The 20,932-nt window shown below is 66.1% G+C and carries 21 protein-coding genes and 1 pseudogene; 6 read left to right on the top strand and 16 right to left on the bottom strand.

The window, feature by feature from the left end:
* Nucleotides 1-54 precede the first annotated feature (54 nt).
* Entirely contained in the window at nt 55-945 is an 891-nt protein-coding gene (locus DDE18_RS04355; protein WP_165821027.1) for a LysR family transcriptional regulator, read from the top strand.
* Here DDE18_RS04355 and DDE18_RS22810 read toward each other — a convergent pair.
* The 6 genes from DDE18_RS22810 to DDE18_RS24195 form a co-directional block, all read right to left on the bottom strand.
* The gene (locus tag DDE18_RS22810) at nt 917-1,108 is read right to left on the bottom strand and encodes an FAD-dependent oxidoreductase (protein WP_165821026.1); all 192 of its coding nucleotides are present in this window, start codon (nt 1,106-1,108) and stop codon (nt 917-919) included. The two genes, DDE18_RS04355 and DDE18_RS22810, sit on opposite strands and share 29 nt — an antisense overlap.
* A 271-nt stretch (nt 1,109-1,379) precedes the next feature.
* Entirely contained in the window at nt 1,380-1,595 is a 216-nt protein-coding gene (locus tag DDE18_RS04345) for a ferredoxin (RefSeq protein WP_211754403.1), read from the bottom strand.
* Nucleotides 1,596-1,627: 32 nt separating this feature from the next.
* The gene (locus DDE18_RS04340) at nt 1,628-2,872 is read right to left on the bottom strand and encodes a cytochrome P450 (RefSeq protein WP_116571039.1); all 1,245 of its coding nucleotides are present in this window, start codon (nt 2,870-2,872) and stop codon (nt 1,628-1,630) included.
* 44 nt (nt 2,873-2,916) lie between these two features.
* The gene (locus DDE18_RS04335) at nt 2,917-3,654 is read right to left on the bottom strand and encodes an SDR family NAD(P)-dependent oxidoreductase (RefSeq protein ID WP_116571487.1); all 738 of its coding nucleotides are present in this window, start codon (nt 3,652-3,654) and stop codon (nt 2,917-2,919) included.
* A gap of 145 nt (nt 3,655-3,799) precedes the next feature.
* Entirely contained in the window at nt 3,800-4,546 is a 747-nt protein-coding gene (locus DDE18_RS04330; RefSeq protein ID WP_116571038.1) for a glucose 1-dehydrogenase, read from the bottom strand.
* A gap of 337 nt (nt 4,547-4,883) precedes the next feature.
* Complete coding sequence (locus DDE18_RS24195) at nt 4,884-5,246, bottom strand: DUF305 domain-containing protein (RefSeq protein WP_425437544.1); 363 nt, start codon at nt 5,244-5,246, stop codon at nt 4,884-4,886.
* A 702-nt stretch (nt 5,247-5,948) separates the two neighbouring features.
* Here DDE18_RS24195 and DDE18_RS04320 point away from each other — a divergent pair.
* Nucleotides 5,949-6,545: a TetR/AcrR family transcriptional regulator gene (locus tag DDE18_RS04320; RefSeq protein ID WP_211754402.1), complete on the top strand. Its 597-nt coding sequence runs from the start codon at nt 5,949-5,951 to the stop codon at nt 6,543-6,545.
* An 11-nt stretch (nt 6,546-6,556) separates the two neighbouring features.
* On the opposite strand, the gene DDE18_RS04315 is transcribed toward DDE18_RS04320, so the two are convergent.
* On the bottom strand, nt 6,557-8,170 hold the full coding sequence (locus DDE18_RS04315; RefSeq protein WP_116571036.1) for an FAD-dependent oxidoreductase: 1,614 nt from the start codon (nt 8,168-8,170) through the stop codon (nt 6,557-6,559).
* Between DDE18_RS04315 and DDE18_RS04310 the strand changes: the two genes are divergently transcribed.
* A complete protein-coding gene (locus tag DDE18_RS04310) occupies nt 8,157-9,524 on the top strand; it encodes an NAD(P)/FAD-dependent oxidoreductase (RefSeq protein WP_245916488.1) in 1,368 nt (455 codons plus the stop codon). The two genes, DDE18_RS04315 and DDE18_RS04310, sit on opposite strands and share 14 nt — an antisense overlap.
* 88 nt (nt 9,525-9,612) lie before the next feature.
* Nucleotides 9,613-10,512, top strand: coding sequence for a TetR/AcrR family transcriptional regulator (locus DDE18_RS04305; protein ID WP_211754401.1), 900 nt, complete (start codon nt 9,613-9,615; stop codon nt 10,510-10,512).
* A 2-nt stretch (nt 10,513-10,514) separates the two neighbouring features.
* On the opposite strand, the gene DDE18_RS04300 is transcribed toward DDE18_RS04305, so the two are convergent.
* The 8 genes from DDE18_RS04300 to DDE18_RS04265 are packed head-to-tail and all read right to left on the bottom strand — an operon-like array spanning nt 10,515 to nt 17,901.
* Nucleotides 10,515-10,988, bottom strand: coding sequence for a nuclear transport factor 2 family protein (locus DDE18_RS04300; protein WP_116571033.1), 474 nt, complete (start codon nt 10,986-10,988; stop codon nt 10,515-10,517).
* Nucleotides 10,978-12,150: a CaiB/BaiF CoA transferase family protein gene (locus DDE18_RS04295; RefSeq protein WP_116571032.1), complete on the bottom strand. Its 1,173-nt coding sequence runs from the start codon at nt 12,148-12,150 to the stop codon at nt 10,978-10,980. Before DDE18_RS04295 ends, DDE18_RS04300 begins: the two co-directional genes overlap by 11 nt.
* Nucleotides 12,151-12,171: 21 nt before the next feature.
* Nucleotides 12,172-13,014: an enoyl-CoA hydratase/isomerase family protein gene (locus DDE18_RS04290; RefSeq protein WP_116571031.1), complete on the bottom strand. Its 843-nt coding sequence runs from the start codon at nt 13,012-13,014 to the stop codon at nt 12,172-12,174.
* Complete coding sequence (locus DDE18_RS04285) at nt 13,011-14,591, bottom strand: AMP-binding protein (RefSeq protein WP_116571030.1); 1,581 nt, start codon at nt 14,589-14,591, stop codon at nt 13,011-13,013. The genes DDE18_RS04290 and DDE18_RS04285 overlap by 4 nt, the downstream gene beginning before the upstream one ends.
* Before the next feature lies 1 nt (nt 14,592).
* Complete coding sequence (locus tag DDE18_RS04280; RefSeq protein WP_211754400.1) at nt 14,593-15,012, bottom strand: Zn-ribbon domain-containing OB-fold protein; 420 nt, start codon at nt 15,010-15,012, stop codon at nt 14,593-14,595.
* Entirely contained in the window at nt 15,009-16,220 is a 1,212-nt protein-coding gene (locus DDE18_RS04275; protein ID WP_116571029.1) for a thiolase family protein, read from the bottom strand. The genes DDE18_RS04280 and DDE18_RS04275 overlap by 4 nt, the downstream gene beginning before the upstream one ends.
* Complete coding sequence (locus DDE18_RS04270; RefSeq protein WP_116571028.1) at nt 16,217-16,672, bottom strand: MaoC family dehydratase; 456 nt, start codon at nt 16,670-16,672, stop codon at nt 16,217-16,219. Before DDE18_RS04270 ends, DDE18_RS04275 begins: the two co-directional genes overlap by 4 nt.
* Complete coding sequence (locus DDE18_RS04265; RefSeq protein WP_211754399.1) at nt 16,672-17,901, bottom strand: acyl-CoA dehydrogenase family protein; 1,230 nt, start codon at nt 17,899-17,901, stop codon at nt 16,672-16,674. Before DDE18_RS04265 ends, DDE18_RS04270 begins: the two co-directional genes overlap by 1 nt.
* 88 nt (nt 17,902-17,989) lie before the next feature.
* Here DDE18_RS04265 and DDE18_RS04260 point away from each other — a divergent pair, with 88 nt between their 5' ends.
* A complete protein-coding gene (locus DDE18_RS04260; protein ID WP_116571026.1) occupies nt 17,990-18,745 on the top strand; it encodes an enoyl-CoA hydratase/isomerase family protein in 756 nt (251 codons plus the stop codon).
* 446 nt (nt 18,746-19,191) lie between these two features.
* Here DDE18_RS04260 and DDE18_RS04255 read toward each other — a convergent pair.
* Nucleotides 19,192-19,459: pseudogene (locus DDE18_RS04255) on the bottom strand (transposase); the annotation flags it as partial.
* A gap of 139 nt (nt 19,460-19,598) precedes the next feature.
* On the opposite strand from DDE18_RS04255, the gene DDE18_RS04250 reads away from it, so the two are divergent.
* Nucleotides 19,599-20,330 (top strand): sulfite exporter TauE/SafE family protein, encoded by a 732-nt coding sequence (locus DDE18_RS04250; protein ID WP_116571024.1) that lies wholly within the window; start codon nt 19,599-19,601, stop codon nt 20,328-20,330.
* Nucleotides 20,331-20,932: the final 602 nt, after the last annotated feature.

The raw sequence follows: 20,932 nt of genomic DNA, 5'->3' as shown, positions 1-20,932 counted from the left end.
GGAGTGCATACCCGCAATGGCCGAATGCGCACCTCAGCTGTGCAGAATTGCACGATGAAGATCAAGAGTGACGATCTGCTCGTGTTGCTGGCCGTCGAGCGACATCGCACGTTCACGGCGGCGGCCCAGCAGCTCGAAATCGATCACACGACCGTTGCGCGAAGACTCCAAGCCTTGGCGCAGGCCGTGGGAGGCCGCCTGTTGGTCGAAGGCCCCGGCGGATGGGAGCTGACCCAGCTCGGCCATGAGGTGACAGCTGCTGCTCGCGGTGTCGAGGAGGCACTGGCCGCGATCGACACGACTGTGTCCGACTCCGGCTCGACACTGCGCGGCCTGGTCAGGGTGGTGGCACCGGAGGTCTTCATGACACAAGTGGTGGCCGCCGCGGTTGCAGCCACGTGCCGAGCCAACCCGCGGTTGCTCTGCGAACTGATCTCAGTGACCCGCCCCACCCCGGTCCATGGCCCCTCGGCCGATCTCGACATCGGTGTGACGCGATCGCGTTCGCGGCGAGTCACCACACGACACTTGCTCGACTACCAGCTCGGGCTCTACGCCTCGGTCGAGTACTTGACCCAGCATGGCCCGGTAAACAACCGAGAGGAACTGCGCGAGCACATCCCCGTCTATTACGTCGAGTCCATGCTGCAGGTTGAGGATCTCGACCGCGTCGACGAGTTCTTCCCCCACCGTCGCGGACTGCTCGGTGCGACGAACGTCCATGCGCAGCTCGAACTCGTGCGCGCCAGCGCCGGGATCGGGATCCTGCCCACGTACCTAGCGGATCAGCATGACCTGGTTCCCGTCCTGCCCGAGGCTGCTACATCGACGCTCACCTATTGGATGACCGCCCGCCCCAACAATCTCCGGCGCCCCGAGGTCCGCGCAGTGGCGGATGCCATTTCACTCCACGCATCTACATTCGGACCGGAGAGCGCCACCTAGTTACTGATGCGATGGATTGGTTGTGATGCCAGGCACCACCGATGTCGTCCAACCCCTCCACGCCGAGCACTCGATAACCCATCTCGCGCAAGCGATAGGCCTGATACAGACCACTGATGCCGGCACCGATCACCACGGCGTCGAAGTCGGGCTCTTTCGTCATCGTGCGAGCGGGACTGCGATGCCGGCCACGAGCTCGTAGCCGAGTCGAAGAGTTGACGGTCGATACCGGTGCCGCGCACGCGCCCGTGGTTCGAGGATGCCGCGGTGATCTCGACATGCAACGCATCTCGGGCTCCGCAGCCGAGGCCTCTGCAGTCTCTGCTACGGCCATCTCGGGTGGGCTGGGCACAACAACAGCCATCTCCGACTCCTGACGACTGTGCGCCAACCGGACAAGTGCGGTTGGCGCACAGTTTGCCCCTGACGGGGGACTACTCCTCGATGACGATGGCCCTCTCGGGGCAGACCTTCGCGCCGTACCGGGCGACCTCTTCCATACCCGGCGGGACGTCGATGGTGCTGCCTCGGTGCAAGTTGTAACCGTTGTCGTCAACCTCGTAGAGCTCACCGGCCATCACTGCACAGCGGCCATGCCCCGTGCACCCCTGCTGGCCGCCATCGAAGCCGAGCTTGATGTGGGCTTTCACGCTGCCCTCCTCCTTGTCCGAAGCTCGCCTGGTTACCAGGCGAGCTTGAGCGATCGGATGGAGCGAAGCTGACCGGTCATGTACACCGGCTCCTCGACTACTCGCCACTCCGGCACTCGCTTGAGCCACTCCTCGAAGGTGGCGCGGAGCTCAAGTCGCGCGAGGTTCGAGCCGATGCACCGGTGGATGCCCACCCCGAAGGCGGAGTGGAGCACGGTTTCCCTGGTGATGTCGATCTTCTTCGGGTCGTCGACAACAGAGGGGTCACGCGAGGCCCCGGCGTACATCATCAGGATGAAGTCACCCTCGGACAGCATGCGACCGCCGATCTCGACGTCCTTCGTGCACGTCCGACCCAGCGCCACGACAGGCGCGAATACCCGCGCGAACTCCTCGATAGCGCGTGGCATGTAGGTGTCGGGGTCGTCGATGAGCAGTTGGCGGGCCTTGGGGTTCTCGGCCAGCCAGTTGATGGCGGAGGCCATCACGTACGTTGTGGTCGCGATGCCGCCGAATGTCATGTCGACGAGCACGGAGACGCGGTCCTCCCAGGGCGACATCGTGCCGTCCTCGTACTCCACGCCGGCCGCGATCATGTCGACCATGTCGCCCCGCGGGGGCTCCTGGGAGCGCTTCTTGAGGTAGTCACCCAGGTACTGGAAAACGAAGCCGAACTTGGCCGCGCGCTCTTCGAGGTCAGGAGAGAACGTTCCCTGCTCGACCCCGTCGACCAGCTTGTCGAGGTCCTCGACGGGGACACCCAGGACGTTCTTGAAGAAAGCCCAGCCCGGGAGCACCGCAGCGAACTCACTGATGAACTCGCACTCACCCTTGTCGATGAACCGGTCAATGAGAGCGTTCGCATCCGCGCGGATGTTGTCCTCGTAGTCGTTCACGGTGCCCGGCCCCATGAACGGGTTCAGCGACTGCCGCCACGCCGTGTGCAGGGGCGGGTCGGACTCCTCGGGGTAGAGGAACGGGACGCCTTCAGGACGGTTCGGCATGTAGCCGCCGGCAGCCGAGAAGGTTCGCCAGTTCTGCCCGACCTCCTTCACCAGCTGGTTCTGCGCCACGACGTAGTAGCCCGCGCCCACCTTGCTGTGGGCGACCGGGCACTTGGCCACGAGGTCGTCGATGATCTCGAAGTGCTTTTCGTTGAAGGCCGGGTCGTCCAGGTCGAAGTCGTTGTAGATGTCCCGACCGTACTTCTGGATCGCCTCATCGATGTCGGCCTGAGTAGGCGCCGTGTACATGGCCTTGTCGGCTGTGGATTCCATTGCGAATGTTTCCTCTCGGATGGTGGCGGATGGCGTTTGGGGATCTACAGAAGGGTGTAGCCGCCGTCGATGAGGTGATCCGCGCCCGTGATGAACGCCGACTCGTCGCTGGCGAGGAAGACAGCCAGGCTCGCCACCTCGCTCGCGTCGGCGATGCGACCCACGGGGTTGCGCTCGATGATCGCGTTGATCATGTCCGCCGGCAGGTGCGTAGTGATGGCCGTCTGGATCGTGCCGGGGCTGATCGCATTGACTCGAATGCCCTGCGCCGCGTACTCAGCCGCCGCCGTCTTCGTCAGCATGATGACGCCGCCCTTGGCTGCGCAGTAGCTCGACATGCTAGGGAAGGCAACGGTGGCCGCCATGGACGCCGTGTTGATGATCGAGCCGCCGCCAGTCTTGAGCATCTCGGGGATCGCGTAGCGGATACCCAGGAAGACGCCGCGCAGGTTGATCGCCTGCACCTGGTCCCACGCCTCTTCCGGCATCTCAGCCACGGGGTGCAGCTCCCCGTCGATCCCGGCGTTGTTGTACAGGACGTCGAGCCGGCCGAACGTCTCGACCGCCGCTGCGATCATGGCCTGGACGCTCTCGCTCTTGGTCACGTCGGTGTCGACCGAGAGCGCTCCTTCCCCGAGTTCCTTCGCCAGGACCTCCTGGGCTCCGGAGACGTCCGCGAGGACGACCTTGGCGCCCTCCTCGTGGAAGCGTCGCGCAGTAGCGGCCCCGATACCCGAGCCCGCGCCGGTGACAATCGCCACCTTGTCCTTAAGTCGTCCCATGGACGTGTCTCCCATCTGGTCGGGTCACGGGCTCGATGCACGTGACTAACAATCATTTGTTTCGTGAACGCTAGTGTCCCGGATCACAGTCGTCAAGCTTGTTGCGGATGTTTGCAGTTCGACCATCCGTGATGGCCTGGGTGTTCTACTGCGCGGTCAGGCCTGCGTCGATGACCTGCTCAGTGCCGGAGACGTACGAGGACGAGTCCGAAGCAAGCCACACCATGAGCTGCGCGACCTCGTCCGGGTCAGCCATCCTGCCCAGAGGGATCTGGGAGGTGATGCCACCGCCCTCCTCGTCCGTTGCGGCCGCCATCATCGGGGTCTTGATGTAGCCGGGGTGCACGGAGTTGCAGCGGATGTTGTCCTTGCCGTACTGGGTGGCCACGTGCTTGGTCATGCCACGTGAGGCGAACTTGCTGCCCACGTAGGCGAGATTGGGTGCCCCGACGATCGAGACCAGGCCGGCCACGGAAGACACGTTGATGATCGAGCCGCCGCCGGCCCGCTGCATGGACGGGATGACCGCCTTCATGCCGTAGAACTGCGAGTACTGGTTGACGAGACAGACCGTGTGGAAGTCCTCCTCGTCAAGCTCGACGGTCTCAGCGATGGGGCCGATGATCCCGGCGTTGTTGACCAACACGGTCACGTTGCCGAACTGGCTCTCGGCCGTCTCGACGAGCGTCCGCCAGTCCCCTACGGACGTGACGTCCGACTTCACGAAGACGGCCGCATCACCGAGCTCCTTCGCGATGCGCTCGCCATCACCCTCGTTGAGGTCCGCCATCACAACCTTCGCACCCTCCGCGACGAAGCGACGGGTATGGGCCTCGCCCATCCCCTGTGCGGCGCCGGTGATGATGGCGACTTTCCCGTCCAACTGACCCATGGAGCTCTCCTCTGCTGGACGCGGCGTGGGATGGTGTGCAGACCCTGCCTGAGGAACCCCCCGCGTCGCGTGAAAACAATCACTTGTTTGGACGCTACCTGACGAGCAAGCCAGGGTCAACAGTCCCTGGGCGGGCATCCGTGTGGCTCGCTTCCACGCCACGATTTGCATTCCAAGGCTCGTCCTGACGAGCACCGAGGTGCGACGAGTAGGCCTTTCATCCGATTGATCTCGTCGACCTGCTCAAAGTCCATCCGGCGTGCGAGCTCTCGGATTCAGGAGCCGAGGCTCGCTGTGCGCCACTGTGCCATCAGGACACCCGTGATGTGCCGGAACATCAGAGGCAGAAACGTCCGCGCCTGAAGACCTTGCAGCTGATTGAGCTGCGCCTGACTGGCCATGCCAGGCATCGCCTACACATGCGACGCCGGGAAGGCGTCGTGGTCGTGCCTTTGGGACTCGATGTGCATCCATTCCATCGGATCGCCACCGCCCAGCCAGCATTCACCCACATCGAGAACATGCCCTGCCACTGAGCGATCTCGACCAGTTGATTCAACCGGATCGCACTAGCCAGTTGCCCCACCCTGGGGTCCCGGTTCTGGCGAGCCAGTTCCGACATGAGCACGGCCTGACCGGGATGCTGGGCCATATCCCGGGCAAATCCGAGGTCCTCTTGGGAGGGGCGCTGCCGTCGTATCGCGACTGCGCTCGACCGTCCTCTCCAGATGCGTGAGCATCAGCTGCCGAGTATCTGCCGAACCCGAACGCCGCGACCGCTAGGGCCACCATGACCACGATGCTGAGTGCTCGCCGTCGATTGCCGAACAGGACCATCGCTCGCCCGAGACTCCGTTGGTGAACCGCAGGGCCAGGAACTCGTTGTCCTGACACGTGACCCAGAGACGGTGCCTTCTGAGAACCGTGGCGGCGAACTGCACCAGTCTGCGGTCAAGTTCGCAGGGGTGAGCGCCTCGTGATTCTGAGAGGGTCGATCAGGCTGCCGTTGATGACATCCGGGAGCACCAGGCCGCTGAGCTTGCCGCTGACGAGCCCCGCCGCATGCTCTGATCCCTGGAGGCGGCTGTTCTCGCCGGCCTGGGCCGGTGGTTGAGTACGCGAGCTCCTTGATTGCCGACAGGTCAGAGATGTCGAAGACTCGGACGCCCGAATTGAAGAAGCCGCATGCCAGTCGGGTCGGCTCCTGCTGACGATTGGGTGGAGGCTCTGTACACGTGATCTCCACCAACCAGCGCTTGTTTTTGACGTAAGCCGGGATGCCGTGGTGGCGCCGTCGCCGCTCGCAAACGAACAGTTGTTAGGCTACAATTCCGGTAGGCCTGGAGGCGCGTGACTCGACCATCGCGCGCCGCGGGCCACCAACGTGGAAGGAGGGCGCACCTTGGCCAGGAGGTCGAACAACGGCCAGGCGGTGTCACTCGAACGCATCAAGCAGGAAGCGATACGACTGTTTGGGGAGCGCGGTTACCCCGTAATCGGGATGCGCGACTTGAGCGAGGCGGTCGGCATTCGCCCGGGCAGTCTCTACTCGCACATCTCGAGCAAGGAGCACCTACTCCTGGGCATCGTGGAAACGGGCATCACCTCCTTCATCGACGCGATCCGTCCGGTTGTTGACGAGGACCTGCCGGCGGAGGAGAAGCTCCGCGAGGCCCTCCGTGCGCACATGCGGGTCCTCGACGGGCAGGTCGAGCAGACGCGCGTTACGTTCCATCAGTGGCAGTACCTCGGACCCGTGAACAGGCCGAAGGCCCTGGCGGTCCGTGAGGAGTGGGAGAGCCTCTTCACCCGGATCGTCGCTGACGGCATCGCATCTGGGGAGTTCCGCCCCCGTGAGCACTTCCGCCTCACCGTGCTGATGATCGCTGGCATCCTGGGCTCGGCCACGGAGTGGTACCGACCTTCGGGGCGGAGCAGCCCGGAGGAGATCGCCGATGCGATCCACGACCAGATCGTCGGCGGTCTTACCAGCGGCTGACTTGCCATCCCTCACACGTTGAGGCGCGAAGCAGCCAGCATCTCCTCGATGCTCACGAACTTGACCCGAGATCTTCCGGCCTCTCGACCCCTCGTCTTCTCGGCTTCGTCGATCTGTCGCCACCCCGCGAAGTCCAGGATGTTTGGCTGACGAGACGAGACCAGTTCCCGGACGTCCTCGACCTCGTGCGGCGGGTCGGGAAGCACTCCTGACCGGTGATCCTCAAGCAGGGCCGCCACGGTCTCGCGTGCGTCGACCTTGTTCGTGCCGATCACCCCGGTGGCACCGCGCTTGATCCATCCCGAGCAATACAGCCCCGGGATCGCTTTACCCTGGGCCCCGTCGAGCACGCGCCCACCGTCATTCGGGATCGTGCCCGTCCGGTCGTCGAACGGAAGCTGCGGCACGGGCTTTCCCTTGTAGCCGATGGCGCGGAGGACGAGCCCCGTCTCCATGGACTCGAGGCTCTCCCGCTCACCGTCGAGGCGTGCAAATGTGACAGACCGTACGCGGGAGTCGCCGTTGACCGACAACGGCGACAGCCCGAACCGAAGGACGATCCGCCGCCGGCCGGCCACAGGTGCGCGCCGGATGGCGGCGGCCAGGATCGAATCGCGCGGGTCCGTGGGATCGAGCTCGTGAACCATGTCCTGCTCGTGGGCGATCAGGTCGACGCCCTCGAGTCGCGCCAGAGCCGCGAGCTCACCAGTGCTGTACGCAGCGTGCCGCGGTCCTCGGCGGGCGACGATCACGACCTCCTCGATAGCACTCCGTGCCAGCGCCTGGAGCGCATGGTCGGCCATGTCGGTCCGTGAGTAGGCGTCGACCGGTCGGGTCAGCGCGCGAGCAACGTCGAGGGCGACATTCCCGTTCCCGATGATGACTGCTGTGCGACCAGAAAGGTCGAAGGCGTCCTCGGCGTGATCGGGGTGGCCGTTGTACCAAGCCACGAACTGTCGCGCCGAGTACGAGCCGGACAGTGCCTCGCCAGGGAGCGCCAGCTCTCGATCGCCTTCCGCACCGGCCGCCCAAAGGACGGCGTGGTGGTGCTGCAGCAGCTCACCGATGGAGACGTGCTGCCCGACCTCGACGTTAAAGTGACAGCTGACGTTGGACCTGGAGAGCACGCGCCCGAAAAGCTTGCTGATGTCCTTCGTCTTCGCGTGGTCCGGCGCCACTCCGGCGCGGACCAGGCCGAAGGGGGTCGGCAGCTTCTCGAACAGCGACACGTGAACGCCACGAATCTCGCTTAGTGCGTCCACGGCGTAACAGGCTGCCGGGCCGGCGCCGACCACAGCGACGCTCAGCATCGGGCGTTCCTCGGGAAGCCTCGGCCGCCTGACGACGGGTGCCGCACTCTCAGCGATCGGCCGCTGCACGAAGTACTGTGCGTTGATCGCCAGAAGGTCGCCGAACTCGTTCGGCAAGTCGTAGTCGGGGTGTACCGCGTCGATCGGGCACTCGTCCATGCACGCCTGACAGTCGATGCACGTGGTCGGATCGATGTAGAGCTGCTCGGCTGTCGTGAAGTCGGGATCCCCCGGGCGGGGGCGGATGCACTGCACTGGACACACGGCCACACACGACGCGTCCAGGCAGCATCCCGGCGTGATGACGAAGGTCATGTGGAGCCTCCGAAGGTCGATGTTGTGTGATGCCAGGCACAGCACATCAAACGTGTGGAGCAAGTGTCAAGCAAACGTTCGTTTTGAACTACACCGCTCTCCTCTTGACCATCCTGAGCAATCGAGGTACAACAAACAACCGCTTGTTTGCATGAGACGAGGAGCTTCCATGGACTTCCCACCCGAGCGGATCGTCATCATCGGCGGAGGTGTGAGCGCCGCTCGTACGGCTCAGGCCATTCGCGACCTCGATGAGCGCTGCACGATCACGGTCCTGTCGGAGGAATCGCTTCCGCCGTACGACCGCCCGCCGCTGTCCAAGGAGGCGTTACTCACCGAGCCGGCGCCTCCTCCCACGACGCTGCTGTCTCTCGAGGAGGCCGCCGCGCGCGGGATCGACCTGCGCCTAGGCCACCGGGTCGTCGGACTGGAAGCCGAGGCACGACTTCTCGAGGTGGACGGTGCCGATGGACCGGTGCCCTACGACAAGCTCGTCATCGCGACGGGCACCCGAGCGAGATCTCTCCCGGCGCTGCAGGGCGTCCCCCGGGTGCACCACCTGCGTACCGCGGAGGACGCAGCCAGGATCCGATCATCACTCGAGTCGAATGAGCGGCTCGTCCTCATCGGAGGCGGCTTCATAGGACTCGAGGTGGCTGCTGCCGCGCGCGCTCGCGGCGTGGAGGTCACCGTCGTCGAGGTGGCGCCTCGGCCCTTGGCCGGCGTCCTCGGCGAGGAGTTGGCGACGTGCCTCCAGCAGTGGCACAGCGACCGCGGTGTTCGGTTTCACTGCGGTGTTTCCATCACCGGCGCGTTGGACCGGGGCACCCACGTCGAGTTGAGCCTCGATGACGGGACCGAGCTCGAAGCGGGATGCGTCGTGCTCGGAGTGGGCGTGCATCGCGATCTCGACTGGATCGCTCGCGCGGGTGTTGCGACGCACGTGGGTGTCGTCTGCGACCACGACGGACGCACAAACGTTGCCGAGGTCTTCGCCGCCGGCGACATCGCCTGTGCGCACGACGGTGACGTTTGCCGCCCGGTCTCGCATTGGACCGCGGCCATCGAGTCGGGACAGCGAGTTGCGCACGGACTCCTGGGTCTCGAGCAGGAGGAGGAGATCGATGAGGCGTACTTCTGGTCGTATCAGGGCGACCTTCGGCTGATGTCCGTCGGTCACCGGACACCGTTAGCCGAGATGCACCTGGTGTCCGGCGACCTGGCTTCCGGGAAGTTCGTCGTGGAGTGGCGCGAGGGCGACAAGGTCGTCGGAGCTGTCGCGGCCAACAGCGCCCGGGATTTCCTGCACAGCCGGATGGCGCTGCGGCGGAGCAAGGAGGCTCTGGCGCGCTAGCGACGAGGGGTACTCCGAGAGGCCGGCGTGACGCAGGGCCACCTCGCCGCGCACCATCTCCTGGCCGTGCAGCCACCCTTCAGCGGCGTTGCCGAAGACCGCCATCCCCACGTCGGCCGGGCTGACCGCCGCATCGGACATGGCCGCGAGCGCTGCATCGGAGGCGAGGCTCCGTCGGTCGGCGCCGGAGTGCCGACCGAAGCGAGTGATGCCAGTCCCCACGATGAACACGGTCGTATGCCCAACTCCGGCCTACAAACACACACTTGTTCGAGATACGGTACGGGCGAGACCGGCGGCACACGGAATGGGGCACTTCACCCATCCGGCACCCGGCAGCATTAGGTTGGTTGCGCAACCACACGTGAACGAGGAGGCCGGGGTGCCCCGACAGAAGACAACCGCCCGCGGAGAGGGGGTCTCGCGTGAACGCATCCGTGACGCCGCCATCCGTCTATTCGGCGAGCGCGGGTACCCGGTCATTGGCATGCGGGACCTCAGCGAGGCCGTCGGAATCCTCCCAGGCAGCCTCTATGCCCACATCAGCAGCAAGGAGGATCTCCTACTCGACATTGTCGAGTCCGGCATCACCGCGTTCATCGACGTCATCCAGCCGGTCGTCGACTCCGACCTGCCGGCGGATCAGAAGATGCGTGAAGCGATCCGCGCCCACCTGGATGTCCTCGCACAGCAGGTCGAGCAGACCCGCGTGACGTTCCACCAGTGGCAGTACCTCGGTGCCGAGAACCGCGCCAAGGCGGTCGAGGTCCGTCAGAAGTACGAGGACCTCATCGTCCAGATCATCGATGAGGGCGTCGCCAGCAAGATCTTCCGTGACAGCGGGCACCACCGCCTGCCGGTGCTGATGATCGCGGGCATCCTGGGATCAGCGACCGAGTGGTATCGGCCGGAGGGACGCAATAGCGCGCAGGAGATGGCCGACGCGATCGCGGACCAGGTGCTCCTGGGCCTCCAGTCGGCTACCTGACGTCAGGCCGGACTGTCGGTGGAGTTGCCTCCGGCGACGGGGATGCCGCTCGGGTCCGGTCCGGCGACGGGCTCGAACCGGCGCCGGGACAGCTGCCACCCGGTCGCGGCGCGGACAAAGGTGTCGTCATACGTACCGACGGTCACCACACGGAGAGCGCCGTCGACCAACGCCAGGAGCTGGACATATGCCTGCCCGGCGGCGCCGTCCGCTGTCATCGTCACCAGGATGTTGCTCACCATGTGAAGCGTGCGGGCCGGTCGGGCTGCCGCCGCTGTCACCATGCCGGCGAGCGCCTCGCTCCCCTGAACCTCGGGCCCACCCACGACCTCGAACACGCCGTTTTCCGTGAAGAGAGCCGCGTACTCGGCCGCCCGACCGTTGTCGTAGGCGAAGGAGTACCGCGCGTACAGGTTCCGGATCTGCTCGGCATCCGAGGCACTGGGATCGGTGTTGGAAGGAGCCTCAACAGTCATGACGTACCTCCTTGTGGCTCCCCTCGCTCAGACCCAGCTCAGCGAGGATCTCGCTCGTGTGCTCGCCAGCCGACGGAGGCTGACGTCGTGGTGCCTGTCTGTCACGGTCAATCGGAAGGTGCACGAGCCGGAGCTCGCCGACACGGCCCGGCTCGGCACGCTGGACCAGGCGTCGTTCCCGACCGATGTGCGTGGCCAGTGCCTCCCCGAGTCCCTGGACAGGGCTCGCCGGAATGCCGGCGTCGCCGAGTACGTCCAGCCAGTGCTGGGCGGGCTGCTGGCCCAGGCGCGACTCCAGTGCCTTCGCTAGCTCGTCGCGGCCGTCGATGCGGCCCTGCATCGTCCGGAAGCTCGGCTCTTCAGCGAGCTCATCGGCACCGAGTGCTGCACAGAGGCGCTCGAACATGCGGTCCGTGGAGGTCGCGAGCATGATCGGCCTATCTGCCGTGTGGAAGAGCTGATAGGGCGACGCGCTCGGCGCAGCGCAACCGAGCCGGCCAGGTTTCTCGCCGGTGGCGAGGTAGCCCATCAGCTGATGGCTGAGCAGAAAGAACCCGCTGTCGACCAGCGATGCCTCGAGAACCTGAGGACCCTGGGTGGTCGAGCGCCGGGCCAGGGCGGCCATGATCGACATGGCAGCCCACATCCCCGTCGAGACGTCGAGCACCGAGGGTGCCGCCCGGACCGGGTCACCATCGGGCTCCCCCGTCATGTCCATGATGCCGGTGAACGCCTGGACCAGCGCGTCGTATCCGGGCTTTGTACGGCCGACAGGGCCTTCACCGAACGCGCTGATGCTGCACAGGATGAGATCTCCCCGACGGGCCGTCATCGCCTCGATGCCGCGCCCCAACCGGTCGAGCAGGCCTGGCCGGAACGACTGGACGACGACGTCCGCTGTCTCCACGAGCCGGAGGAGCGCTTCGCGACCCTGATCCGTCCTCAGGTCCAGAGCGAAGCTTCGCTTGGTGCGGTTGTAGGCGAGGAACACGGTGCTCTCGCCGTCCCAGTACGGCGGCAGCGACCGGGTCGCCTCGCCGGCCCCGGGACGCTCGACATTGATCACGTAGGCACCCATGTCAACCAGCGTCATGCAGGCCAGGGGACCGGCGATGTTCTCGCTCAGGTCGATGACCCGGACGCCGCGATTGCGTGTCTGCAAATTGCACCGGCCCTCCTCGGATCAGCGGTCTCCGAGGTCCCGATTGAACACCGGTTCGCGCTTCTCGAGGCGAGCCCGGACGGCCTCGAGGACGTCGTCGGTGTGCTGCAGGGACATCGTGGTCCAGTAGCTCGCTTTCATCGCAGTTCCCAGGTCGAGCTGCCACGAGGCTTGCAGCGCTTGCTTGGTCGCCTCGACTGCTCGCCAGGGCTTGGCGGCGATCCGGCCGGCGAGCTCCTGAGCGGCGGGTAGCAGCTCCTCGTGCGCGACGACGCGGCCCACGAGGCCGATCTCGAGGGCCCGCTGAGCGTCGACGATGTCGCCGGTCAGTGCGAGCTCGGCTGCGACGCCAGACCCCACAAGCCGCGGCAGGAACCACGAGCCTCCGTTGCCGGGCGCCATCCCCACGTTGACGTAGGTCTCTCCGAGCCGGGCCCGATCTGAGGCGACCCGTAGGTCGCAGGCCAGCGCCAGGTCCAGCCCTCCGGCGGTGGCAGCGCCGTTCACAGCAGCGACGAAGACCAGCCGGGAGTTGGCGATCCGCTGGGTGAGCGGGAGCAGGATGCGGGCGTTGTACGGCTCGTGCGTGCGATTCAGCTCATGGGTCAGGTGGTGCTCGAACTCGACGAGGTCGGCACCGGCCGAGAACTGCTTGCCAGCTCCGGTCAGCACCACCGCGCGCACGCCGCGGTCGGGCTCGAGCTCGTCGAGGATTGCCAGGAACTCCGTCACCAGTTCGGGGACGACCCCGTTGCCCCGGTGCGGACGGTTGAGGGTGATCGTGACGACACCGAACTCGGCTCGCTCGCAGAGGACCGTGGGCTCCTCACGAGGGGGGCTTTCCGCCGCTGGCTGGGTCGTCATCGGACCGACGCCGTACCACCGGCGACGGCACGCGACTGGCCGTCCCAGTACCGTTCGCGAACCTCACGACGCAGGACCTTCCCATAGGCACTCACGGGGAGCTCGTCAGCGAAGTCGACCGCCTTCGGCTTCTTGTAGCCCGCCATACGGGTGCCGCAGTAGGCGATGAGCTGCTCCGCCGTGGGAGACGTGCCTGGCTCGGGCACGACCACGGCACGCACCGCCTCGCCCCAGTACGGGTCAGGCACGCCCACGACGACAACGTGGTGCACTTGGGGGTGGGTGATCAGGACCTCCTCGACCTCGCGAGGGTAGATGTTGTTGCCTCCCGAGATGATGACGTCCTTGGTGCGGTCGAGTAGGTGCAGGTATCCGTGCTCGTCGAACATGCCGACGTCACCCATGTGGAGCCAACCCTTGCGCAAGGTCTCCGCCGTCGCGGCCTCGTCACCCCAGTAGCCGGCCATGACGATGTCGCCCCGCACGACGATCTCGCCTTGCTCGCCCTGGGGCAGGAAGTTGTCGTTCTCGTCCACGACGCGAACCTCCACGTCGGTGCGCGCGAAGCCGGCCGACCCCAGACGCGGGTCGTCGGTCTCCGCGAACCTCACGTGGTCACGGAACGGGAGCACGGTGGCCGTGATGGGGCACTCGCCCTGACCGAAGATCTGCACCCAGATCGGTCCGAACCTCTTGACGGCCTGCTTCAGGTGCTCCACATAGATCGGCGCACCCCCGTAGCAGACGGCCTTCAGACTGGAGAGGTCGTACTTGCTCTCGTCGACCTCGTCGAGGCACTTGACGATCTGGGTGGGCGCCAAGAAGGCGATGTGCGTGACGTCCAGCCGTTCGACCTCTCCGAACAGGGCGGCCGGATCGAAGCTCGGGCTACTCATGATGACGTTGCTGGCGCCACGAGCGACTGCCGGCAACGCGACGATGCCGCTCCCGTGCGAGAGCGGGGCACAGTGGATGAGCACGTCGTCCTCGGTGATGTTGTAGACGTCGGCCAGGTAGTTCATCACTAGGACGCGGACAGTCCGGTGAGTCCACGTGGCGCCCTTGGGGAATCCCGTGGTCCCGGATGTGTAGAACAACCAGCAGGGATCCGTGGACTCCACGTCCAGCGGCTCGGGCAGTGCATGCCCGTCCTCCAGAAGGGAGGCGTACGACGCCGCGCGATCTGTGGATTCGACCCCGAACCGGTGCGTCACGCCCGGGAACTCGTCCCAGTGCTCGTCCAGTGCGCTCTCGAAGTCGGGTCCGTGGATGACGACCTTCGCGCCCGACTGCCCCACGATGTAGGCCATCTCGCGGGCGTGCAGCCGAGCGTTCATCGGCACCACCACGAGCCCGGCCGCGAAGCACCCGTAGATGACCTCGAGGATCTCCGGCCGGTTCTGCATGGCGAACGCGACCCGATCGCCCTTGGCGAGGCCGAGCTCCCGCAGCGATCCGCCCAGGGCGAGGGCCCGGCGGTAGAACTCCTTGTAGGAGGTCACTTCGTTGTCGTACTGCAGCGCGGTGCGCTCCGGGAAGCGCTGAGCTGCCTTGGCAAGGAAGGTGGCGACGTTCATCTCAAGACTCCTGGGGTGCCGCAAACCATGCGGCCGGCCTCTGCGCGACCTCGGCGGCCTCAGCCGGCTCGAATGCCACCGGCTCGTCGCACCGGTAGTGGTCCCACGTTCCGTCTGGCCCCGGGTGGAGCCGTCCAGTGAGCTGCGGTCCCTCCTCGAGCCTGACGATGCCGATCGCGTACGGCGGCTCGACGTCGAAGGAGCTGGGTGCGCCGAACCGGAGCACCGTGTAGGTGAGCAGCTGGCCGCGGCCGCTGACCGCATGCCAGTCAAGGTCGTTACCGAAGCACGACGGGCATCGGTACTTCGGGTACATGATCAGCTCGCTGCAGGAGTTGCACTTCTGCACTATCAGCTCGCCCCGGGCGAGCGCCTCGCCGAAGGGGCCCGTCAATTGCTCGGAATTCTCGATGTAGCTCACTTTTCGACCCTTTCCAGCATCATGATTTGGGCATCCATGTAGCTGCCACCGCTACCACCGACGATGCAGCGCTGGGCGCTCGGCACCTGGCGCTCCGGCTCGGCGCGGTGCAGCAACTGGCGTATGGCCTCGACGAGGAGGGCCATTCCGCCGCCCACGCCGGTGTGTCCGGCGGACAGCAGCCCACCGTTCGTGTTGAGCGGGAACCCGCCACCGGGGCTGAACCGCTTGGCGTGGAAGTCGCGTGCTGCCTCGCCCTTCTTGGACAGGCCGAGGCCCTCCAGCGCGATGGTGAGCACCGCTGCGTACGAGTCGTAGACCTCCGCGAGGTCGGCCTCTTCGGCACCCCATCCGGCCGCGTCATACGCCTCGACTGCCGCCTTCGGCCACCCGAGCTCGCCGAGCTCGGCATCCTGCCCCGAGGAGTAGTGGCTCACGCACCCGCCGGATCCGGCGATGCGCACCCAGTTGTCGTGCTTCTTGCGGGCCTCGGTCGCGCTGGTCATGACGAACGCGGCCGCGCCGTCGGCGAGGTACGGGCATTCGTACGCCCGGAGCGGGTCGGCGACCAGCTTGGAGCCCAACACCTGCTCGATCGTGAGTCCCCGGTCCTTCCACATGGCGTTGGGGTTCAGTCGAGCCCACTCGCGCAGTGCGACGCAGACGCTCGCCATCTCCTCGGGCGTGGAACCCGACTGATGCATGTAGCGCTGCGTGATCAGCCCACCGATGGCGTTGAATTGAAGGCCGGAGGTGCCCTCCCATTCACGTGGGATGCCGTTGACGCTCAGCATGTCCACCATCGCGGAGAGGTCTGCCGAGCCCCACTTCTCGCTCTGCACGACCAGGACGTTCCGAGCCTGACCGCTGGCGATGAGGCCAGCGGCTGCCCGCGTCGCGTTGTCGCTTGTCGAGCCACCGGAGTGGATCATCATCGAGCTTTTCGCGCGTCCGTGGAGACCGAGCTCCTCCACGACGCGGCTGAAGATCAAGTCCGCCTGGTCAGGAATGCCGTGCAGGTTCGGGATCAGGACCAGCTGGTCGATGTCCGTATGCTTCAGGCCGGAATCCGCGATGGCGCGCGCAGCCGCCTCGACAAGTTGGGCCATGAACCCGCGCGTCGGGTACTTGCCCGACGGGATCTCTCCAATGCCGATGAACGCAGCGTCACTGGCGGATCCGGGCTCGGGGTAGGGCATGTTGCTCATCGGCTCTCCTCTGTCCTGCGGTGGGCGAGCATGATCCAGTCGAACTTCATGACGGATTCCTCGCGCTGGTTGATGACGTCGTACTCGACGTGCAGCTCGCCGTACTTGGGCTTCTCCGTGACGACGTCGCGCACGGTGGCCCTGACGGAGATCGTGTCGCCGGGCTTCACGGGGGCCAGCGCCTTGAGAGATCGGCACTCAAGCAGGGCCACGATGGCGTCCGCGTACCAGCCGTGCTGGGCTACCTGACCGATGGCGATCGAGAACGTCAGGGGGCCGTGCGCGATGCGCGTGCCGAACATCGTCCCCTTGGCGTACTCCTCGTTGGTGTGGAGCGGGTACGTGTCCCCGGTCAGGCCGGCGAACAGGCTGATGTCGCCGACGTCGACGGTCCTTCCCTGAGTCTCGATCTGCTCCCCGACTCGGAAGTCCTCGAGACTCTTCGTGGGCACTAGAGCCCCATCTCGCGGGCGATGATGGTGCGCTGGATCTCGTTCGCGCCGCCGCCGACCATCCCGTGCTTGGCCTCGCGGAAGTAGCGTTCCATGTCGAACTCCGGAAGCTGGGCGTAGCCACCCATCGCCTGCATGCCGTTGAAGGCGATCTTGTATGCGACGTCGGCCGCGTAGACCTTGGCCATCGAGACCTCCATCGTGGCGCGCTCGCCGCGCGCCATCTTGGTCGCCGCCTGGTAGACCAGAAGCCGCGCCGCCTGAAGCTCGCACTCGTTCTCCGCCATCCGGTGCTTGAGAACCTGGAAGGACGAGAGCGCCCGCCCGAACTGGTGCCTCTCCTTGGTGTACTTGATCGTGTCGTTGAGCGCAGTGCGCGCGTTTCCGACGTACGACGCGGCCAGGGACAGCCGCTCGTACTCGAGGTGTTGGTTGATGTAGGTCCAGCCTTCGCCGACCTCGCCGATGATGTTCGACTTCGGAACCCGACAGTCGTCGAGGAAGAACTCGGTCGTACCGAGGCTGCGGCGAACGATCGTCGGCAGCTTGCGGATGTCCAGGCCCGGGGTGTCGTTGGGGAGCAAGAACAGGCTCAGACCCTTGTGGCGGTCCTCGCTCGTCCTCGCCATGAGAGCGATGACCGCTCCCGGAAGGTGAGCGCCCGAGCAGAACACCTTGTTGCCGTTGAAGACCCACTCATCGCCGTCGAGGACCGCCTTGGTTTTCACACCGGCGGCGTCCGATCCTGCCTCGGGCTCCGAGATCGCGATGCTGAACTTGCGGCGGCCTTCCAGGAAGGGCAGGAGGTGCTGGCGCTTCTGCTCCTCCGAACCGTTGTGGGCGACGTTCGTCGCGGTGAACATCGACGTCATGATGCAGGCCGCCGTGTCCAGGCTGAACTTGGCGATCGCCTCGCAGAAGATGGCGAACATGACAGGGTCGGCACCCTGCCCGCCTTGGTCCTCGGGCACCAGTAGTCCGAGCCACCCGTTGTCGGCCATCTTCTGGAACACCTCTTCGGGGAACTCCCGGCTGGCGTCGTGCTCGCGGGTGTACTCACGCCCGACTTCCTTCTCCATGAAGGTGTGCAGCATGTCTTTCCAGGCCTGCTGCTCCGGGGTATGGCGAAAATCCATGACGAGCCCTCTCAGGTTGACTAACGATCGTTTGTTTACCGGAGAGTGCGTCCGCCTGTCAACCCTCGACGTCCGCTCCCTGGCGGACTCCAAGGAAATTTCTACCAAAGGTCTGGACGAACGTTTGTTTGCACGCCATGATCGTGGTCCACGCTTTATCCACCAAAGTCAGGAGTCGACAATGACGCGCATCGCGCCGCTGTTCGAGGACTACCGCGATCGCTACGAGAACGTTCGTCTCGAGCGCGAGGACGGCATCCTCGAGGTCACCCTTCACACCGAGGGCAAGCCTCTTGTCTGGACGTCCCGGGCCCACGACGAGCTGGCCTATTGCTTCCACCAGATCGCCTCGGACCCCGACAACAAGGTCGTGCTGCTCACGGGCGCAGGTGACGCGTTTTGCCCCACGATCGACTTCACGTCGTTCAACCTGGCGACGCCACACGACTGGGCCGAGATCATTCACGAGGGGCAGATGCTCCTCACCAATCTTCTCAGCATCCAGGTCCCCGTGGTCTGCGCCCTGAACGGGCCTGCCCTGGTGCACCCCGAGATCCCGGTCCTCTCCGACGTGATCATCGCCTCCGAGACGACGGAGTTCTCGGACTCGCCTCACTTCCCCTCGGGCATCGTGCCCGGTGACGGGGCCCACGTCGTGTGGACCCACCTGCTCGGCCCGAACCGGGGCCGTGCCTTCCTGCTTCTCGGTGAGACCATGAACGCGCAGCAGGCCCTCGACTACGGGGTCGTGCACCAGGTCGTGCCTGCCGACCAGGTGTATGTCCGCGCGCGTGAGATCGCTGAGTCGATCGCGGCGAAACCCATGATGGCCCGGCGATACGCGCGGCAGGTGCTCACCCGGGAGCTCAAGCGGCTGATGCACGACAACCTCGGCTTCGGCCTGGCCCACGAGGCCCTGGCGGCGCTCGACCTCTGAGCGCCCATGCGAGGCCCGCCAGGCCGAAGACCCGAAGCGCGCCGTGCGCCTCCTGGAAAGCGCTCGCCGCGCTCGGATCGTCCCTGGCCGCCGTATCGCGGCTAAGACGCGATACGGACAACGACTCCCCGTCAGAACAACGGTCGTCGAGATCGGACGAGCCTCGGCCAGTCTCGACTACGAATTGCGCGTGAGCCGGGACCCGCACAGCGAGCCGCATGCTCGGTGCACGACCCGGATCGTCTTCGTGGCGAACGGCCGGAGCCGACCGATTGATGCTGCCGTGCGCGCCTTTCTGGAGCGCTTCTCGGACCCGGCGCGATGACGACCGCACTCCGTGGATCCTGTGCGTTTAGTCAAACGGGGTGCAACACTGGGAATGCTACGTTTGGATCCACATCCAGGCTTCCGAGCGGCCGGCCGGGGTCCAGTGGTCTAAGCACCGGTCATGCTGCTGCCGGATTGGTCAGCAGCGCAGCCAGCCGGTCGGCTTGGGTCTGCAGGTCGAGGGTAGGACGGGGCCTGCAGTTGAGTGCGTCGGCGATCCGGCGGAGGTCCTCAGCGGCGTAGCCGCTGAGCACCTCGCCCTTCTCGAACCAGTGCCGCAGCAGGCGGTTGGTGTTCTCGTTGGTGCCGCGCTGCCACACGGCGAGCGGGGTCGCAGAAGTAGACCGTGGTGCCGAGCTCGAGGTGGATCCGCACCCAGTCGGCGAGGTGGCGGGGGCCGTGGCGGCCCGGCCGCACCCTGGTTCGTGACGACACTGTGGCCAAGCTTGTCTGGCACGCCCAGCGTGGTGACGTCGTTAGAGTGCCGTGGAGCCGGTGGCCAGCACACGCGGAGGGAGCCCAGAACGTGGATACGACGCTCCTGGCCCTAGGGCTGGCGGCGTTCCTGGTCGGGTTCGCCAAGACCGGCATCGGCGGCACCGCGACCATCGCGGTGGCCCTCTTCGCGGCGAGCATGCCGGCCCGAGAGTCCACCGCCGCGCTGCTCCTCGTGCTGATCATCGGCGACTTCATCGCGATCAGCGTCTACCGAAAGGACTGCGACTGGCGGCTCGTGCGGCACCTGCTGCCTGGAGTCCTGCCGGGGCTGCTCCTCGGCGCCGCCGTTCTCGGAGTGGTTGCGGATGACCCCCTGCGCACCGGGATCGGCGCGATCCTGCTCGTCCTCATCGCCACCCAGTTGTGGCTGCGGCGCGGTCCAGCAGTTGACGCCGCCCGCGGCTGGTCGCGCCCCGCGCGGGCAGCGGTCGGTCTCGCCGCGGGAGCCACGACGATGATCGCGAACTCAGGTGGCGCAGTGATGACCCTCTACCTCGTCGGCGAGGGCACCCCAAAGCGGAGCTTCCTCGGCACAACCGCGTGGTTCTTCTTCTGCGTCAACCTGGCCAAGCTGCCCCTCTCCGCGGGCCTCGGCCTGCTCGAGCTCTCCATGCTTTGGCAGGCCATCACACTCGCACCCCTCGTGTTCCTGGGTGGGTACGCCGGCCTCCACCTGGTACGCCGGCTGCCGCAGCGCACCTTCGAGGCCGTCGTCCTCCTCGCCAGCGCGGTCAGCGCGGTGGCCTTGCTCGTTGGCTGACCCGAACCGGGCGGCTGCCCGGCCAATCCGGGCTGGCCTCAGGTGCGAACGCGGCCCAGTCCTGGCGCTGGCCACCAGCCTCGGGCTCGGCCTTGGGAAGGTGCAGGAGTGTCTTGAGTGAAGCCCCGCCTCCCCTGGCGGTCTCTGGGCCGAGCCGGCGCGTTGGCCCGGTGTCGGGGGTTGCCCTCAGGCACCGCAAAGATTGAGGCTCTCCGCTCGCGTAGTCGAGCCGGACGTGGGCCGCCACGCGTGGGCTCGGCGGACCGCCCGCAGGTGTCGCACCGGCGGCGCCGAGAGCGCCGGCGCGTCCAACTCCCGACCATCCTCATAGAGCACCGGCCTGCCCCTGCCGTTCCGCAGCCGCGGACCGACCCGCAGCCTTCCGGGGCCTAGCGCGCCCCCGATGGCAGTCCGCACCCCCGCAAGGGCACGACGACGTTCGAGGCCATGTGCCTCACGCTGTGATGGCGGTGCTGGCCTCTTCCGCTTCGCCCAGGAGCTGGTCGCGGAGCGCAACCAACTCGGACACCGCAGCGAGGAAACGGGCCGTGCTGTCGCCCACGTGCAGGTCGTCGAAGTAGTGGTGCCGCATGGCCACCCGG

The sequence above is a fragment of the Nocardioides gansuensis genome, from assembly GCF_003076135.1.
Taxonomy (GTDB): domain Bacteria; phylum Actinomycetota; class Actinomycetes; order Propionibacteriales; family Nocardioidaceae; genus Nocardioides; species Nocardioides gansuensis.
Note: the sequence above shows the minus strand (reverse complement) of the source record. Positions and strands in the feature narration are given on the sequence as shown.

Excerpts from the sequence above, each read along its gene's own strand:
- DDE18_RS22810 (WP_165821026.1), bottom strand. The coding sequence starts at position 1,108 with ATGACGAAAGAGCCCGACTTCGACGCCGTGGTGATCGGTGCCGGCATC.
- DDE18_RS04300 (WP_116571033.1), bottom strand. The coding sequence starts at position 10,988 with ATGACTGTTGAGGCTCCTTCCAACACCGATCCCAGTGCCTCGGATGCC.
- DDE18_RS04330 (WP_116571038.1), bottom strand. The coding sequence starts at position 4,546 with ATGGGTCAGTTGGACGGGAAAGTCGCCATCATCACCGGCGCCGCACAG.
- DDE18_RS04340 (WP_116571039.1), bottom strand. The coding sequence starts at position 2,872 with ATGGAATCCACAGCCGACAAGGCCATGTACACGGCGCCTACTCAGGCC.
- DDE18_RS04290 (WP_116571031.1), bottom strand. The coding sequence starts at position 13,014 with ATGACGACCCAGCCAGCGGCGGAAAGCCCCCCTCGTGAGGAGCCCACG.
- DDE18_RS04275 (WP_116571029.1), bottom strand. The coding sequence starts at position 16,220 with ATGAGCAACATGCCCTACCCCGAGCCCGGATCCGCCAGTGACGCTGCG.
- DDE18_RS04315 (WP_116571036.1), bottom strand. The coding sequence starts at position 8,170 with ATGACCTTCGTCATCACGCCGGGATGCTGCCTGGACGCGTCGTGTGTG.
- DDE18_RS04355 (WP_165821027.1), top strand. The coding sequence starts at position 55 with ATGAAGATCAAGAGTGACGATCTGCTCGTGTTGCTGGCCGTCGAGCGA.
- DDE18_RS04285 (WP_116571030.1), bottom strand. The coding sequence starts at position 14,591 with ATGAACGTCGCCACCTTCCTTGCCAAGGCAGCTCAGCGCTTCCCGGAG.
- DDE18_RS04335 (WP_116571487.1), bottom strand. The coding sequence starts at position 3,654 with ATGGGACGACTTAAGGACAAGGTGGCGATTGTCACCGGCGCGGGCTCG.
- DDE18_RS04310 (WP_245916488.1), top strand. The coding sequence starts at position 8,157 with ATGACGAAGGTCATGTGGAGCCTCCGAAGGTCGATGTTGTGTGATGCC.
- DDE18_RS04260 (WP_116571026.1), top strand. The coding sequence starts at position 17,990 with ATGACGCGCATCGCGCCGCTGTTCGAGGACTACCGCGATCGCTACGAG.